Here is a 13,689-nt window from a genome sequence, read left to right as displayed (position 1 = left end):
TCCCGCGAGACGTCGTCCCTCACGAAAAGGCGGCCGCTCCGGCGGACGCACGCCGTCCAGCCGCGCGAGAAGCACCACGGGGCCCGGCGCCCCCGCCCGCACGCGACGCGCAAGCCGCGCACCGCCCGGCCCGCGGCCCCCTCCTGGATCGCGGCGGAGTGCAGGCGGCGCTTCCCGGACGACCCGCTCCGCAGGAGGTACTGCGTGGCGGCCCTCACCCGGACTTTCATGGGAGCCGCGCGCGGCTGAGCCCGCGCGCGGGCGCCGGAGATCAGGGCGTTCCGAAGACCTTGCCGGGGTTGAAGACGCCCGCCGGGTCCAGCGCGTCCTTGATCGCGTGGTGCATGGCGATCACGGCCGGGTCCAGCTCGTCGTGCAGGCCGCGCCGCTTGAGCAGCCCGACGCCGTGCTCGCCGGTGACGGTGCCGCCGAGCGCGATGGCGTCCGCGACGATGCGGTCGAAGGCGCGCTGGGCCCGGACGCGGGCGCCGTCGTCGCCCGCCGGCGCGATGATGAGCGGATGCAGGTTGCCGTCGCCGGCGTGCGCGATGTTCGCGATGTGGGTGTCGTTGTCGCGGGCGGCGGCCTCGATGCGGGTGAGCATCTCCGGGACGAGGCCGCGCGGCACGCACACGTCCTCGGTCAGCAGCGGCCCGAGCCGTTCGAGCGCCGGGTAGGCGAGCCGGCGCGCGGAGAACAGCGCCTCCGCCTCGGCCTCGTCCGACGACCGGGCGCTCCACGTCGCGCCCGCCTCCTTGAACAGGGCCGCCATCGCGTCGGCCTCCGCCTCCCCGGACTCGCCGGGCAGGTCGGTGCGGCCGAGGAGCAGGACGTTCGCGTCCGCGGACAGCCCCATGTTCCGCCACGCGTCGACGGCCTCCAGGCAGTGCCGGTCGATCAGCTCCAGCGCGCTCGGGACGATCCCCGCCGCGGTGACCTTGGCGACCGCCTCGCCCGCCGCCCGGAGGGTGTCGAAGTAGCCGACGATGGTGTGCTCGGGGGAGCGGGCCGAGCGCAGCCGCACCGTCACCTCGGTGATCACGCCGAGGGTGCCCTCGGACCCGACCATGAGCCCGCACAGGTCGTATCCGGCGACGCCCTTGGCCGTCCGGCGGCCGAGCCGCACCACCTCGCCGCGTCCGACGACCGCCTCCAGGGCGAGGACGTAGTCGCGCGTCACGCCGTACTTGACGCAGCACAGGCCGCCCGCGTTCGTGGCGACGTTCCCGCCGATCGTCGACCACGGCGCGCTCGCCGGGTCCGGCGGGTACCAGAGGCCGCGCTCGGCGCAGGCCAGCCGCAGGACGTCGTTCACCACCCCCGGCTGGACGACCGCGAGCCGCTCCGCCGGGTCGATCTCGACGATGTCGCGCATCGCCTCCAGGGACAGCAGCACGCACCCGTCCAGCGCGTTCGCGCCGCCCGACAGCCCGGTGCCCGCGCCGCGCGGCACGATGGGGACGCCCCGCTCCGCGCACACCGCGACCACGGCCCGCACGTCCTCGGTCGAGGCGGCGCGGACGAGCGCGGCGGGCGTCCCGAAGGGCGCCCACTCCGCCTCGTCGTGGGCGTAGGAGGCGATCACGTCCCGGTCGGTGGCGATCCGGTCGGCGGGGACGAGGCTGCGCAGCGCATCCAGCAGATCGGGCATGCCCCCACGTAATCACATGTCGCGCGGCATCACAGGGCACGCGGCCCCGGTTACGCGGCCTCGGCGGTGAGCAGCCGGTCGATGTCGGCGCGCAGTGCCGTGACGTCCACCCCGGCCTCCGTCAGGAGCCGCACCGACATGAACTCCTCGTCGTGCAGCAGGCCGAGCAGGAGGTGCCCGCTGCGGATCTCCTTGGACTTGAGCCGGATCGCGTGCCGCAGGCTCAGCTCCAGGGACTTCTTGGCCCGCGGCGTGAACGGGATGTGCCCCTTGGAGGCGCGGTGGCGCCGGCCCGCGGGAACGTCGAGGGCCCCCTCGCCGAAGACCTCCTCGGTGGCCTCGCGGACGGCGTCCAGGTCGATGCCGAGGGTCCGCAGCGCCTCCGGGTCGAGCGACTCCTCGCCCTTCCGGGTGATGCGCTCCCTGATGCCGGCCGCCTCCACGCCGTGTCCGGCGAGCGCCTGTGCCGTGGCGTCGTCTCCGTCCAGCAGGGAGAGCAGTAGGTGCTCGGTGCCGATGAAGGGCGTGCCTAGCGCACGCGCCTGCTCCTGCGCACCGGTGACCACCCGCCGTGCGCCCTCGGTGAAACGCTCGAACATCGCCTACTGCTCCTTCTTGAGGAGGCGGCGGCCGCCGCCGTGCTTCTTGTGGACGGCCTGCCGGCTCACGCCGAGGCAGACCGCGATCTCCTGCCAGGACCAGCCCTGGTCGCGGGCGCTGGCCACCTGCAGCGCCTCCAGCCGCTCGGCCAGCTCGCGCAGCGCCCGCACGGCCCGCAGTCCGACCGCCGGGTCCCGGCTGCTCGCCTCCTGGGCGAGCGTCACTCCATCGCTCATGGGTGTCAATGTAGGTTGACATTCGACTCGTGTCAATCAACGTTGACGCCACCGCCGGATCAGCGGACGGCCAGCAGCGTGGTGAGGAGGTCGTCCAGGCTGACCAGGCCCGCGATGCGGCCGTCGGGCGCGATGGCGAGGCCGAGGTGGCTGTGGTTCGCCTTCAGCGTGGCGACGGCCGCGCCGACCGGGGTACCGATCGGCAGCGCCGGAACCGGATGCGCCAGCTCCCCGGCCGGGGTCGCCCGGCCCCGCGCGCGGGCCACGTACGCGTCCCGGGCGTGCACCATGCGCGCCTGGCCCTGCCGCCCGGACCCCCGCAGCATGATCCGGATGTGGCCGGTGCGGGCGGCCGCGTCCAGGACCTCCTGGGGCGACGCCGTCGCGGGGACCGACACGATGTCGGAGACCGGGACGACGAGGCCGGCCAGCGGGGCGCGCGGCGCGTCCAGCGCGGCGGTCAGCAGCGTCAGCTCGTTCTGCTCGATCAGCCCGAGCCGCCGCGACTCCTGCGCGATGCTGCGCAGCTGCTCGGGGGTCCGCGACACCTCCCGGGAGTCGGCCGGCTGGACGCCCACCGTGCGCAGCAGCAGGTTCGTCACCCCGTTCAGCGCCGCCAGGACCGGGCGGACGACGGTCGTGAACGCGTGGAACGGCAGGCCCAGCACCGTCGCGGAGCGTTCCGGGTCGGCGATCGCCCACGACTTCGGCGCCATCTCGCCGACGACCATGTGCAGGAACGTCACGAGCGCCAGGGCCAGTACGAACGCGACCGCGTGCGCCGCGCCCTCCGGCAGCCCGGCGGCGTGGAACAGCGGCGTGAGGGTCCCCGCGAACACCGGCTCGGACACCAGGCCGAGGCCGAGCGAGCACATCGTGATGCCGAGCTGGGCGCCCGCGAGGGTCAGCGACAGCTCGTCGATCCCGGCGACGGCGGCGCCCGCGGCCCGCCCGCCCCGCGCCGCGGCCCGCTCCAGCCGCGGGCGCCGCGCCGCGACTAGGGCGAACTCGGCGGCGACGAAGAAGCCGTTGCCCGCCAGCAGGGCCAGCGTGACGGGCGCGCCCAGGGCGAGGTTCACCGGTCCTCCTCCACGGTGCGGATCCGGATCAGCTCGGGCACGTGCCGGTGGATCGTCAGGACCTCCACCACGGCCGTGCGGACCGGCTCGTCCAGCCGGTCCGGCGGCAGCTCCACCCGGACGACGTCGCCGGGCTCGGCGACCCGCCCGAGCCGCTTCATCAGCAGCCCGGCGACCGTCTCGTAGTCGCCCTCCGGCAGCGCGATCCCCGTCTCGTGGGCGACCTCGTCCATCCGCAGCCCCGCGTCGGTCGTCCACCACTCGCCGGTGCGGATCGCCAGCTCCTCGCCCGGCTCGTTCTCGTCGGCGATCTCCCCGACCAGCTCCTCGGCGACGTCCTCCCACGTGACGATCCCGGCGAAGCCCCCGTACTCGTCCACCACGCAGGCGATCGGCTCGGCGGCGCCCCGCAGGCGCAGCGCCACCTCCGGCAGCGGCAGCGACGACGGCAGCAGCAGCGCCGCCCTGGCGATCTCCCCGACCGCGGTCGCGGCGGCCTCGTCCGGGCCGAGCCCGGCCAGCTCCTCCAGTCCGACGACCCCGACCACGTCGTCGACGCCCGCGCCGAGGACGGGGTAGCGGGTGTGCCCGCTCGCCGCGATCACATCGCCCAGCTCGGCGGCCGGCGCGGACGCCGGGACCGTCACCACGTCGACGCGGGGCACCATGACCTCCTCGGCGTCCCGCTCGGAGAACACCAGGGCGCGCTCCAGCAGGTCCGCGTGCCCCTCCTGGAGCTGCCCGCCCGACTCGCCGATCATGTGCCCGAGCTCCTCCAGCGTCGCGCCGTGCCGCAGCTCCTCCACCGGCTCGATCCCGGCCAGCCGGACGAGCCGGTTCGCGGACGCGTCGAACAGCCTGATCAGCGGCCCCGCCACCGCCAGGTAGACCAGGGTGGACGCGGCCAGCGCGCGGGCCAGCGACTCCGTTCGCGCCAGTGCCAGGTTCTTCGGGAACAGCTCGCCCAGCACCATCTGGACCACGGTCGCCAGGACGAACCCGAGCGCCACCGCCACCCCGCCGGACGCCGCGTGCGGTACCCCGGCCGCGCGCAGCGCCGGGTCGAGCAGGTCGGCCAGCGCGGGCTTGGCGATGAACCCGACCACCAGCGCGGTGACCGTGATGCCGAGCTGCGCTCCCGACAGCATGAACGACAGCCGGCCCATCACCCGGACCGCGCGCGCCGCGGCCCGGTCGCCCTCCGCCGCCCGCTGGTCGAGGGCGGGGCGGTCCGCGGTGACGAACGCGAACTCCTGCGCGACGAAGTAGCCGGTCGCGGCGGTCAGCACGAGGACGGCCGGCAGGCCGAGCGCGGCGTTCACCCGGGTGCCCTCCTTCCGCGCGGCAGGTTCAAGATCCCTCTTACCCCGCCGGAGCCGTCCTCCCCCGGGGTTCTCGGACGGTTATCGGACGCTCTGCGTGGAATGAACCTCTTGCACGCGAAGACAGCGCGGCCACCAGTGCGAGGGGGCGCCTATGCCGAGACCGTTCGCGTCGTCCGCGGACCTGGGCGACAAGACGCAGACGCTCGAGGTCCTGGCGGACGGGGTGTACGCGCTCACCGCCGAAGGCGACCCGAACGTCGGGGCCGTCGAGGGCGAGGACTTCCTCGTCTGCTTCGAGGCCCTCGCCACGCCCGCGGCGGCCCGCGACTGGCTCGCGGTCCTGCGCGAGCACACCGACAAGCCCATCCGGTACCTGGTCCTGTCGCACTACCACGCCGTCCGGACGCTCGGCGCGAGCGCGTTCGGCGCCCCGGTGGTCATCGCGCACGACCTGACCCGCGCGCTGATCGCCGAGCGCGGCAAGCAGGACTGGGAGTCGGAGTACGGCCGGATGCCGCGCCTGTTCAAGGATCCGGACGGCATCCCCGGGCTGACCTGGCCGACCACGACGTTCTCCAGCACGCTCACCATCGACCTCGGCGGTGACCGCGGCGACCTCGACCTCGCCTACTGCGGGCGCGGCCACACCGAGGGCGACATCGTGGCGTGGCTGCCCCGGCACCGGATCCTGTTCGCCGGCGACCTCGTGGAGACGCAGGCCGCGCTCTACACCGGCGACGCGTTCCACCGCGACTGGGCGTCCGGGACGCTCGACCACGTCGACTCCTTCAGCGCCGAGACGCTCGTCGGCGGGCGCGGCGCCGTCGCGCACGGGCGGGCCGCCGCCCACGCCGCCGTCGCGCAGACCCGCGACTTCCTCACGACCATGATCGACGAGACCGGGCGCGTCCGCCGGGAGGGCGGCACCCTCAAGGACGCCTTCGCCGCCGTGCACGCCGCGCTCGCGCCCGGGTACGGCCGCTGGCCGATCTTCGAGCACTGCCTGCCGTTCGACGTGTCCCGGCTCTGGGACGAGCTGGACGGCGTCGACCGACCCCGGATCTGGACGGCCGAACGCGACCGCGAGGTCTGGGAACGACTGCAGGATTAGCGGAAATGTCCAGATCTCGTGACAACCTGGAGTGAGCCGGGCCCCACGTGGAAGGCTCGGATCCGCCCGTGGGAAAGGGTTCCCAGACGCGGTGGGGAGTGGCGATGAACGAGCAGGACCGTCCCCGTCCGGTGTTCGATCCCGCCATCGGCGGCGGGGACCGCGCGCTGCTGGCCGCGGCGCCCGAGCGGCTCGTCCCGGCGTGCGGGCCGGCGCCGCCGCCCCCGCGGCTGCGCGCCGCCACGGTCCTCGCGCGGCTGGTCTGGATCCCGGCGTTCGCGATCTTCTACGGCGTGCTCCCCGGCGGCTGGCTCCGCGTGTGCTTCGCCGCCTCCCTCGACGACGACGAGCCCATGGTCGGCGCGACGCGGTGGGGGAGGACCGCCGTCCTCGCGATGATGCTCACCCCCGCCCTGCAGATCCTCCTGCTGCTGCTCGGCCAGGTCGGGGCCGCCGCGGCCCTGGCGGCCGCGAGCTTCACCGGCTGGGCCCTCGGCGCGCTGCGGCACGTCCGGGAACCGGACGCCGCCCGCGCCGCCCGCGAGCACCACGGCTCCTACCTGCTGCCCGGCGACTTCGACCGGCCCGCCACGCGGCTCCTCGTCCGCGCCCAGCGCGCCGTCGACGCCGTCCTCGGGTCGCAGGCGCATGGAGCCGGGCTGCTGGACGACATCAACAACGCGGTCGTCCTGCCGCGGCAGGAATGGGCGATCGCGGGCGCCCTCGCCGAGCACACGCGGCTGCGCCGCGAGCGCCTCGCCCAGCAGCCGGAACGGCTCTCGCCGCGCGTCCGGGCCCTGCTGGAGCCGCAGGACCGCGCGCTGGAGCTGTCGGTCCGCTCGGTCACCGGGCGGATCGAGGCGCTGGAGTCGTACGCGCGCCGGGCGGGCGAGGCCGACGACGCCTACCACGAGTCGCGGGTGCTGCAGGGGCTGCCCGCGCAGAACGCCCGCTACCGGGACCTGCTGGCGAGCACCGCCGGCGACGAGATGGCGGGCGCGCAGATCCGCGAGATGGCCGCGGACGCCCGCCGGGCCGAGGCGGCGCTGCGCGAGAGCATCGCCGGCGCCGTGCGGGCCGGGCACGAGCTCGCGCTGCCGCCGGGCGGGCCCGGGATCAGTTCTCCGCCAGCACGATGACGCGGTCGTCGGCGGACAGCGTCAGCGGCGCCGTCTTGTCCGGGTTCAGCACCACCCCGTAGCCGGGCGGCTCGTGGAACAGCTCCGTCAGCCGGTAGCCGAGCGCGACCTCCCCGCGCCGCCGCGCCGACTCGATCAGCGTCGCGAAGTCGGCCTCGGCGCCAGGCGCCAGGTAGTCGCAGGCGGGCTTGAGGTAGAGCTCCGACCCGGCCGGGTCGAGCAGGTCGGCGAACACGTCGTACAGGTACCGGTTCTCACTCAGCTGGGTCAGCATCAGGCTGATCAGTTTCTCGCTGACCACGAAGTCGTCGGCCTTGGTGACCTGCGCGATCTCCCGGTTGGCGTCGTGGTTGATCTCGCTGACGATGGCGAACGGGTCGCCGAGCCGGTCCTCCATGTCGCGCAGGTGCAGCAGCGTGACCAGGGTGCGGGCGTCGGCGTGCTCGCCGTCGCAGCCGGCGTCCGACAGCACGATGACGTGCTGGAAGGAGCCGACGTCGAGGGACTCCAGGGACGGCCGCTCGGTCGGCTCCGCCCGGACGAACCCGACCTTGAGGTTGGCGGCCGGGGCCAGGTCCGCGGTCGGGTCCTCGCCCGGCGCGGCGACGACGAGCTCCGAGGCGGGGGCGAGGAACCCGTCCAGCAGCTCGATGATCTTCGGGGCGCGGTGGTTCCAGCCGAGCACCAGCGTGCGCTCGGGCACCGGCGCCCGCGCGGTGGCGGTGGTGATCGCCGCCTCCCGGACCGGCGGCACCGGCCCGGTGGTGAGCCGGATCAGCAGGTCGTCCTCCGCCAGCACGATGACCTCGTCGTCGGAGCGGATCACCGTGTCCATCGGCGGGTTCAGCAGGACCTCCCCGCCGGCGCGCCGCAGCCCGGCCGGGACGCCGAGGTCGTAGGCCGACAGCGACGCCCCGAACGTCATGCCCGCGAGGGCCGCCTCGGCCCGCATGTAGAACTCGTGCCCGGCGTAGTCCAGCAGGTCGGTGCAGACCTGCGACAGGCCCGACTGGCGGTGCGACTGGACGATCAGCCGGATCGCGACGTCGTCGGCGTCGATGACGTGCGCGGCCCGCCCGCCCGCGAGCCGGGCGGCGGGCAGGTTCGCCGAGTCGTGGACGGCGGCGACCACGTGCGGGCGGCGCCGGCCCCAGGCGCGGGCGCCGAGCGTCAGCAGCACCTTGATGACGCGGGTGTCGGCGTCCTCGGCCTCCGGCGTGACCACCATGATGGACCGCGCGGTGCCGGGGCTCACCAGCTCCACGTCGGCGACCTTCAGCGGGTCGCCGGTGCGGCAGACGATCCTGGTGCGGCCGAGGTCGCCGACCCGGGCCCGGATCGCGTCCTCCATCTCGACCTTGTCGCGGGCGGCGAGGATCGCGACGCACGAGCGGCGCTCGCTCTGGTTGGCCTCCACCAGCTCCGCGACGACGGTGAACACCTGGTCCGACCAGCCGAGCAGGACGGTGTGGCCGTGCTCGACGATCCGCGACCGGCCCTTGCGCAGCTCGGTGATCTTGGCTTCCAGGCCGGTGGTGAGCACGCCGATCAGCGAGCTGACGATGAAGATGCCGCCGATCGTGGAGACCAGCATCAGCGCGAGGAACGGGGCGGTGCCGGTGTCGCCGCCCATGGTCCCCGGGTCCAGCGTGCGCAGCAGGCTGCGCCAGACCATGCCCGGCCAGTTCCCGTTGTCGTCGCTGTCGCCCGGCGCGATGGCGACCGCCGCGGTCGCCACGACGAGCACCAATGCGCCGGACGCGAGCCCGAGCCAGCCGATGAGCGCCGGCGTCCCTTTCGACATCGTCCGGTCGAACCAGTACCGGACGCGGTCCCGTCGCGTCACCCGTCTCAACCGGCCGCCCCCTCTGCCGTCGCCCCGATGTCAGCCTATTGTGTTGTCGCGCACCATTCCCGGCATTCTCCCCGCAATGATGGGCGATTTGCCCGTTGCGCACGTAAGGGGCCGGGGTGATGAGAATTCCACCCCGGCCCCTCGGTGGCGCGCCGGAACGCCGCCGGCCGCGCGGGCCGCTAGTGCGCGGCCTCGTACTGCTCGATCACATTGGCGGGGATGCGGCCCCGCTCATTGACCTTGATGCCGCGCTTCTTCGCCCACTCGCGAATCTCGGCGGAGCGCTCGCGGCTGCCCGCGGTGCGCGTCCCGCGGCCGCCCCGGCCCGGGGCCTTGCGCGCCTTGCGGGCACCGGCCACGAACTGCTCCAGGCCGCCGCGCAGCTTGGCGGCGTTCTTCTTGCTCAGGTCGATCTCATAAGACGTGCCATCGAGCGAAAAGCTGACGGTCTCGTCGGCCTCTCCACCGTCGATGTCGTCCACGAGAAGGACTTCGACCTTCTGTGCCATGCGGGGACTCCCTCTAGCTATGCGTCCGGCTTGGCGTCCGGATGTGCCTCGATGAATGCAGCATAGACCTCATCCGATATCTTGCCACGTTCGGAGACTTCGATGTCCTGACGCAATGCCCAGTCGCGGACATCGCCGTTCGTGTAGCCCTTGATCTTCGCGACGCGCGACTTGCGGCCCTTCCCGGCGGGCTTCACCTCCACGGCCTTCTCGATGAAGGGCGCCAGCGCGTCCTGCAGCTCGTTCAGCCGCTTGTAGTTGTCATCGCTCAAGTCGATGGTGAACGTCCGACCCAAGACTTCGAAGTCTCGCTTTGCGACATCGGCCCCTTCGGAGCCGTCCATGTCGTCCACCCGAATGACCTTCTCGGCCATGTGTTCTGTGTCTTCCTTCCCCTCGCCTACACGGCGCCCCCGACCGTAGCGGATTCCGGGCCCGGTCAGGGTGCCGGGACGCGCGGGCGGGGGGAATCGGGTGCGGCGGGTCAACCGCCGTTGCGCCGGATCCAGGTGTGCAGAAGGAGCATCATCTCGAGCCGGATCTCCGGATCCTCGATGTCGAAGGCGAACATCTCGTGGAGTTGCGTCAGCCGGTACCGGACGGTCTGCGGGTGCACGCACAGGGCCTCGGCGGCGCCCGTGGCGTTGAAGCCGTGCTTCATGCACTCCAGCAGCGTCACCGCGAGCCGCAGGCCCTGCCGCGGGCCGGCGGCGTCCAGCGGGGCGAGCCGGCGGGACGCCACGATCGCGGCGAGCGAGGCGCCCTCGCGCAGCAGCAGGCCGGGCAGATGGTCCTCGGCGCGGACGAGCACCCCGCCGCGGCGCGCCCGGCGCCCCCCGGCCCGGCCCGGTGGGAAGCCCGCCCCGCCGGCGGCGGAACCGGCGGGGCGGGCGGGTCGCGGCGGCCGGGCCGGCGCGGCGGGCGCCAGGTCGAGCGCGCGCCGCGCCCACAGCAGCGACGTCCCGGCCTCCGCCGCGGGCACCGACGGGCCGATCGCGCCGGTCCAGCCGGCGAGCGTCGCGGCCAGCTCGTCCAGGCGCCCCGGGCCGTCCGGGTCCGGCACGACCAGGCAGGGCCGGCCGTGGTCCAGGCCCGTCAGCAGGGACGGCGGCAGCCCGGCCGGGCCCTCCCCGCCGCTGCCCGGCCGCGGCCGCAGCACGATGACCGCCAGCCGCCGCGGCAGCGGCCAGCCGGCCCGGGCCGACTGCTCGCCGACGATCTCGGGCGGCGCCGGCGGGTCCGACAGCAGCAGGGTCAGCAGCCGCCCGCGGCGCTGCTCGCGTTCCCCCGCGGCCTTCTCCCGGGCGCGCGCGTAGCCGTGCGCCGCCGCGGACGCCAGCGCGTCCAGGTAGGCGAAGTTCGCCTCGGCGAGCAGGCTGACGACCGCCGGGGGGCGGCCCTGCCGCTCGGCCTCGACCGCGAGGTGCCGCCAGGCGAGCCGCGACCCGATCCGCATCGCGTTCTGCAGGTGCTCCAGGCTGCGGCCCTCCACGGCCTCGCCGTACCCGACGTCGAAGTAGACCTGGTAGACCTCCTTCCACGAGGTGTCCGGGTCGGCGATCATCTGGACGAAGTGCTCCATCGCGCGCGCGACCGCGGCCTCGGCCACGCGCCAGTAGGCCGCGTCGCCGGGCCGGTCGTACTCGGGGACGTGCCGCAGCACGCCCTCGACCATCACGCCGAGCAGTTCGGGCAGCCGGGGGCGCATCCACCGCGCCTCCTCGTCCGGGACGTCCCGCCACGGCTCGTCCGCCAGCCCCCCGAGGACCGGCGGCCCGGAGTGCGCGTCGTCGTACGCCGTCGCCACGATGGCACCTCCCCGTGCTGGAAAGGGCCGGCGGCCCCGTCATCTCAACCTAGGCACGCGGCGTGATTCGCGACACTCACCGTTCCGCACCGTCCGGGGCCGCGTTTGTCAGGCTTCTGACAACTCAAGTTCCGGTCAAACCGCGCATGGCGGGTGGATCGCGGGGTAGCCGCCACCCCGTGTCCGCGCATTGCCGAGCCTGCCTTTGAAGGGAACCCGCACCATGGCCGACCCCGCCCACCGTGAGGATCAAAAACAGGAGCAGATGGACCGCCGGCGGGTGAACCCGGAGGGGACCCGGCTCACCACCGACCAGGGGATCCGGGTCGACGACACCGACAATTCGCTGTCCGCCGGCGAGCGCGGGCCGTCCCTGATGGACGACTTCCATCTGCGCGAGAAGATCACCCATTTCGACCACGAGCGGATCCCCGAGCGGGTCGTGCATGCGCGCGGCGCCGGCGCGTACGGCCATTTCACGCTGCACGAGTCGCTCGCCGAGTACACCACCGCCGAGTTCCTGACCGACACGTCGCTGACGACTCCGGTGTTCGTGCGGTTCTCCACCGTCGCCGGGTCGCGCGGCTCGGCCGACACCGTCCGGGACGTCCGCGGCTTCGCGACGAAGTTCTACACGCGGCAGGGCAATTTCGACCTCGTCGGCAACAACATGCCGGTGTTCTTCATCCAGGACGGCATCAAGTTCCCCGACTTCGTGCACGCGGTGAAGCCCGAGCCGATGAACGAGATCCCGCAGGCCCAGTCGGCGCACGACACGCTGTGGGACTTCGTCCAGCTCCAGCCCGAGACGCTGCACATGATGATGTGGCTGATGTCGGACCGGGCGATCCCGCGCAGCTACGCGATGATGCAGGGCTTCGGCGTCCACACGTTCCGGCTGGTGAACGCCGGGGGCCGCGGCACGTTCGTGAAGTTCCACTGGCGGCCGAAGCTCGGCACGCACTCGCTCGCCTGGGACGAGACCCAGAAGATCGCCGGCAAGGACCCCGACTTCAACCGGCGCGACCTGTGGGACCGGATCGACGACGGCGACCACCCCGAGTTCGAGTTCGGCGTGCAGCTGGTGCCCGAGGAGGACGAGCACCGGTTCGACTTCGACCTGCTCGACGCGACCAAGATCATTCCGGAGGAGGAGGTGCCGGTGCGGCCGGTCGGCACGCTGGTGCTCGACCGAAACCCCGACAACTTCTTCGCCGAGACCGAGCAGGTCGCCTTCCACCTCGCCAACGTCGTGCCAGGCATCGACTTCACCAACGACCCGCTGCTGCAGGCGCGGCTGTTCTCCTACCTGGACACGCAGCTGATCCGGCTCGGCGGGCCGAACTTCCCGCAGATCCCCATCAACCGGCCCATCGCGCCGGTGCACAACCACCACCGCGACGGCTACCACCAGATGGACGTCCACCCGGCGCAGGCGAGCTACCACAAGAACTCGCTGTCGGGCGGCTGCCCGGTCGTCGGCGGCGAGGGCGCCTACACCCACTACCAGGAGCGGGTGGACGGCAACAAGATCCGCAAGCGGAGCGAGAGCTTCGCCGACCACTACTCGCAGGCCACCCTGTTCTGGAACAGCATGGCCGGCTGGGAGAAGGAGCACATCGTCGGCGCGTTCCGGTTCGAGCTCGGCAAGTGCGACCACATGCACATCCGGCAGGGTGTCGTGGAGCACCTCAACCGCGTCGACCACGACCTCGCCGTCCAGGTCGCCGAGGGCGTCGGCGTCGAGCCGCCGGAGGAGCCGGCGATCGCCAACCACGGCCGCACCTCGCCCGCGCTCAGCCAGGCGAACGCGCCGGCCGGCTCGGTCCAGGGCCGCAAGATCGCGGTCCTGGTGGCGGACGGCGTCGACTCGGCGGCGGTCGCCGCGGCCGGCGACGCGCTCACCGCGGCCGGCGCGGTCTGCGAGGTGCTCGCCGCTAAGGACGGCTTCGTCCAGGCGGCCGGCGGCGCGCAGGTCGAGGTGACCCGCGCGATGCCGACCGTGGCGTCCGTCCTCTACGACGCCGTCCTCGTGCCGGGCGGGGAGGAGAGCGTCCAAACGCTCGCGCAGGACGGTGACGCCGTCCACTTCGTCGCCGAGGCGTTCGTGCACTGCAAGGCGGTCGGCGCGCTCGACGCCGGCATCGGGCTGCTGGAGCGCGCCGGGATCACCGGCGTGGAGTTCGCCGACGGAGGCGTGGTCAGCGACGCCGGCGTCGTCACCGGCGAGGGGCCCGGCGGCGACTTCTCCGCGAAGCTGATCGACGCGATCGCGGCGCACCGGCACTGGACCCGCAAGAAGGCGCACGTGCCGGCCTGACGGCGCGCCGGCCGGCCTCCTGCCCCGAGGGGGACGGATGGGGGGACGGGGCCCGGC

At 73.6% G+C, this 13,689-nt stretch carries 13 protein-coding genes; 4 read left to right on the top strand and 9 right to left on the bottom strand.

What is annotated here, in order from left to right; translation table 11 throughout:
* On the top strand, window positions 1–249 hold a 249-nt coding region (locus E1293_RS48845), incomplete at its 5' end, for a hypothetical protein (RefSeq protein ID WP_207939272.1).
* Between the two features lie 22 nt (window positions 250–271).
* On the opposite strand, the gene E1293_RS35115 is transcribed toward E1293_RS48845, so the two are convergent.
* Genes E1293_RS35115 through E1293_RS35095 form a run of 5 tightly spaced genes read right to left on the bottom strand, consistent with a single transcriptional unit; the run spans window position 272 to window position 4,888 of the window.
* Window positions 272–1,651: an FAD-binding oxidoreductase gene (locus E1293_RS35115; RefSeq protein ID WP_132202402.1), complete on the bottom strand. Its 1,380-nt coding sequence runs from the start codon at window positions 1,649–1,651 to the stop codon at window positions 272–274.
* Window positions 1,652–1,701: 50 nt separating this feature from the next.
* Entirely contained in the window at window positions 1,702–2,250 is a 549-nt protein-coding gene (locus E1293_RS35110; protein ID WP_132202400.1) for a Clp protease N-terminal domain-containing protein, read from the bottom strand.
* A gap of 3 nt (window positions 2,251–2,253) precedes the next feature.
* The gene (locus E1293_RS35105) at window positions 2,254–2,487 is read right to left on the bottom strand and encodes a helix-turn-helix domain-containing protein (protein WP_067794089.1); all 234 of its coding nucleotides are present in this window, start codon (window positions 2,485–2,487) and stop codon (window positions 2,254–2,256) included.
* Window positions 2,488–2,546: 59 nt separating this feature from the next.
* Complete coding sequence (locus tag E1293_RS35100) at window positions 2,547–3,566, bottom strand: hemolysin family protein (RefSeq protein WP_132202396.1); 1,020 nt, start codon at window positions 3,564–3,566, stop codon at window positions 2,547–2,549.
* Window positions 3,563–4,888 carry a hemolysin family protein gene (locus tag E1293_RS35095; protein ID WP_132202394.1) on the bottom strand — a complete coding sequence of 442 codons (1,326 nt, stop codon included), beginning with the start codon at window positions 4,886–4,888 and terminating at the stop codon, window positions 3,563–3,565. Before E1293_RS35095 ends, E1293_RS35100 begins: the two co-directional genes overlap by 4 nt.
* Before the next feature lie 154 nt (window positions 4,889–5,042).
* Between E1293_RS35095 and E1293_RS35090 the strand changes: the two genes are divergently transcribed.
* Both E1293_RS35090 and E1293_RS35085 read left to right on the top strand, forming a co-directional pair.
* The gene (locus E1293_RS35090; RefSeq protein ID WP_132202392.1) at window positions 5,043–6,002 is read left to right on the top strand and encodes an MBL fold metallo-hydrolase; all 960 of its coding nucleotides are present in this window, start codon (window positions 5,043–5,045) and stop codon (window positions 6,000–6,002) included.
* 104 nt (window positions 6,003–6,106) lie between these two features.
* Window positions 6,107–7,141 (top strand): hypothetical protein, encoded by a 1,035-nt coding sequence (locus E1293_RS35085; protein WP_132202390.1) that lies wholly within the window; start codon window positions 6,107–6,109, stop codon window positions 7,139–7,141.
* Here the strand turns inward: E1293_RS35085 and E1293_RS35080 are convergent.
* The 4 genes from E1293_RS35080 to E1293_RS35065 form a co-directional block, all read right to left on the bottom strand.
* On the bottom strand, window positions 7,119–8,945 hold the full coding sequence (locus tag E1293_RS35080) for a CASTOR/POLLUX-related putative ion channel (RefSeq protein WP_132202406.1): 1,827 nt from the start codon (window positions 8,943–8,945) through the stop codon (window positions 7,119–7,121). The two genes, E1293_RS35085 and E1293_RS35080, sit on opposite strands and share 23 nt — an antisense overlap.
* Before the next feature lie 230 nt (window positions 8,946–9,175).
* On the bottom strand, window positions 9,176–9,505 hold the full coding sequence (locus E1293_RS35075) for a histone-like nucleoid-structuring protein Lsr2 (RefSeq protein ID WP_132202388.1): 330 nt from the start codon (window positions 9,503–9,505) through the stop codon (window positions 9,176–9,178).
* Window positions 9,506–9,522: 17 nt separating this feature from the next.
* The gene (locus E1293_RS35070; RefSeq protein WP_132202386.1) at window positions 9,523–9,879 is read right to left on the bottom strand and encodes a histone-like nucleoid-structuring protein Lsr2; all 357 of its coding nucleotides are present in this window, start codon (window positions 9,877–9,879) and stop codon (window positions 9,523–9,525) included.
* A 110-nt stretch (window positions 9,880–9,989) separates the two neighbouring features.
* Entirely contained in the window at window positions 9,990–11,312 is a 1,323-nt protein-coding gene (locus tag E1293_RS35065; protein WP_243716999.1) for a PucR-like N-terminal domain-containing protein, read from the bottom strand.
* Window positions 11,313–11,535: 223 nt separating this feature from the next.
* Between E1293_RS35065 and E1293_RS35060 the strand changes: the two genes are divergently transcribed.
* Window positions 11,536–13,632 (top strand): catalase, encoded by a 2,097-nt coding sequence (locus tag E1293_RS35060; RefSeq protein WP_132202384.1) that lies wholly within the window; start codon window positions 11,536–11,538, stop codon window positions 13,630–13,632.
* Window positions 13,633–13,689: the final 57 nt, after the last annotated feature.

Source organism: Actinomadura darangshiensis, from assembly GCF_004349235.1.
GTDB classification, from domain to species: domain Bacteria; phylum Actinomycetota; class Actinomycetes; order Streptosporangiales; family Streptosporangiaceae; genus Spirillospora; species Spirillospora darangshiensis.
This window is presented reverse-complemented; position numbering and strand designations above follow the sequence as displayed.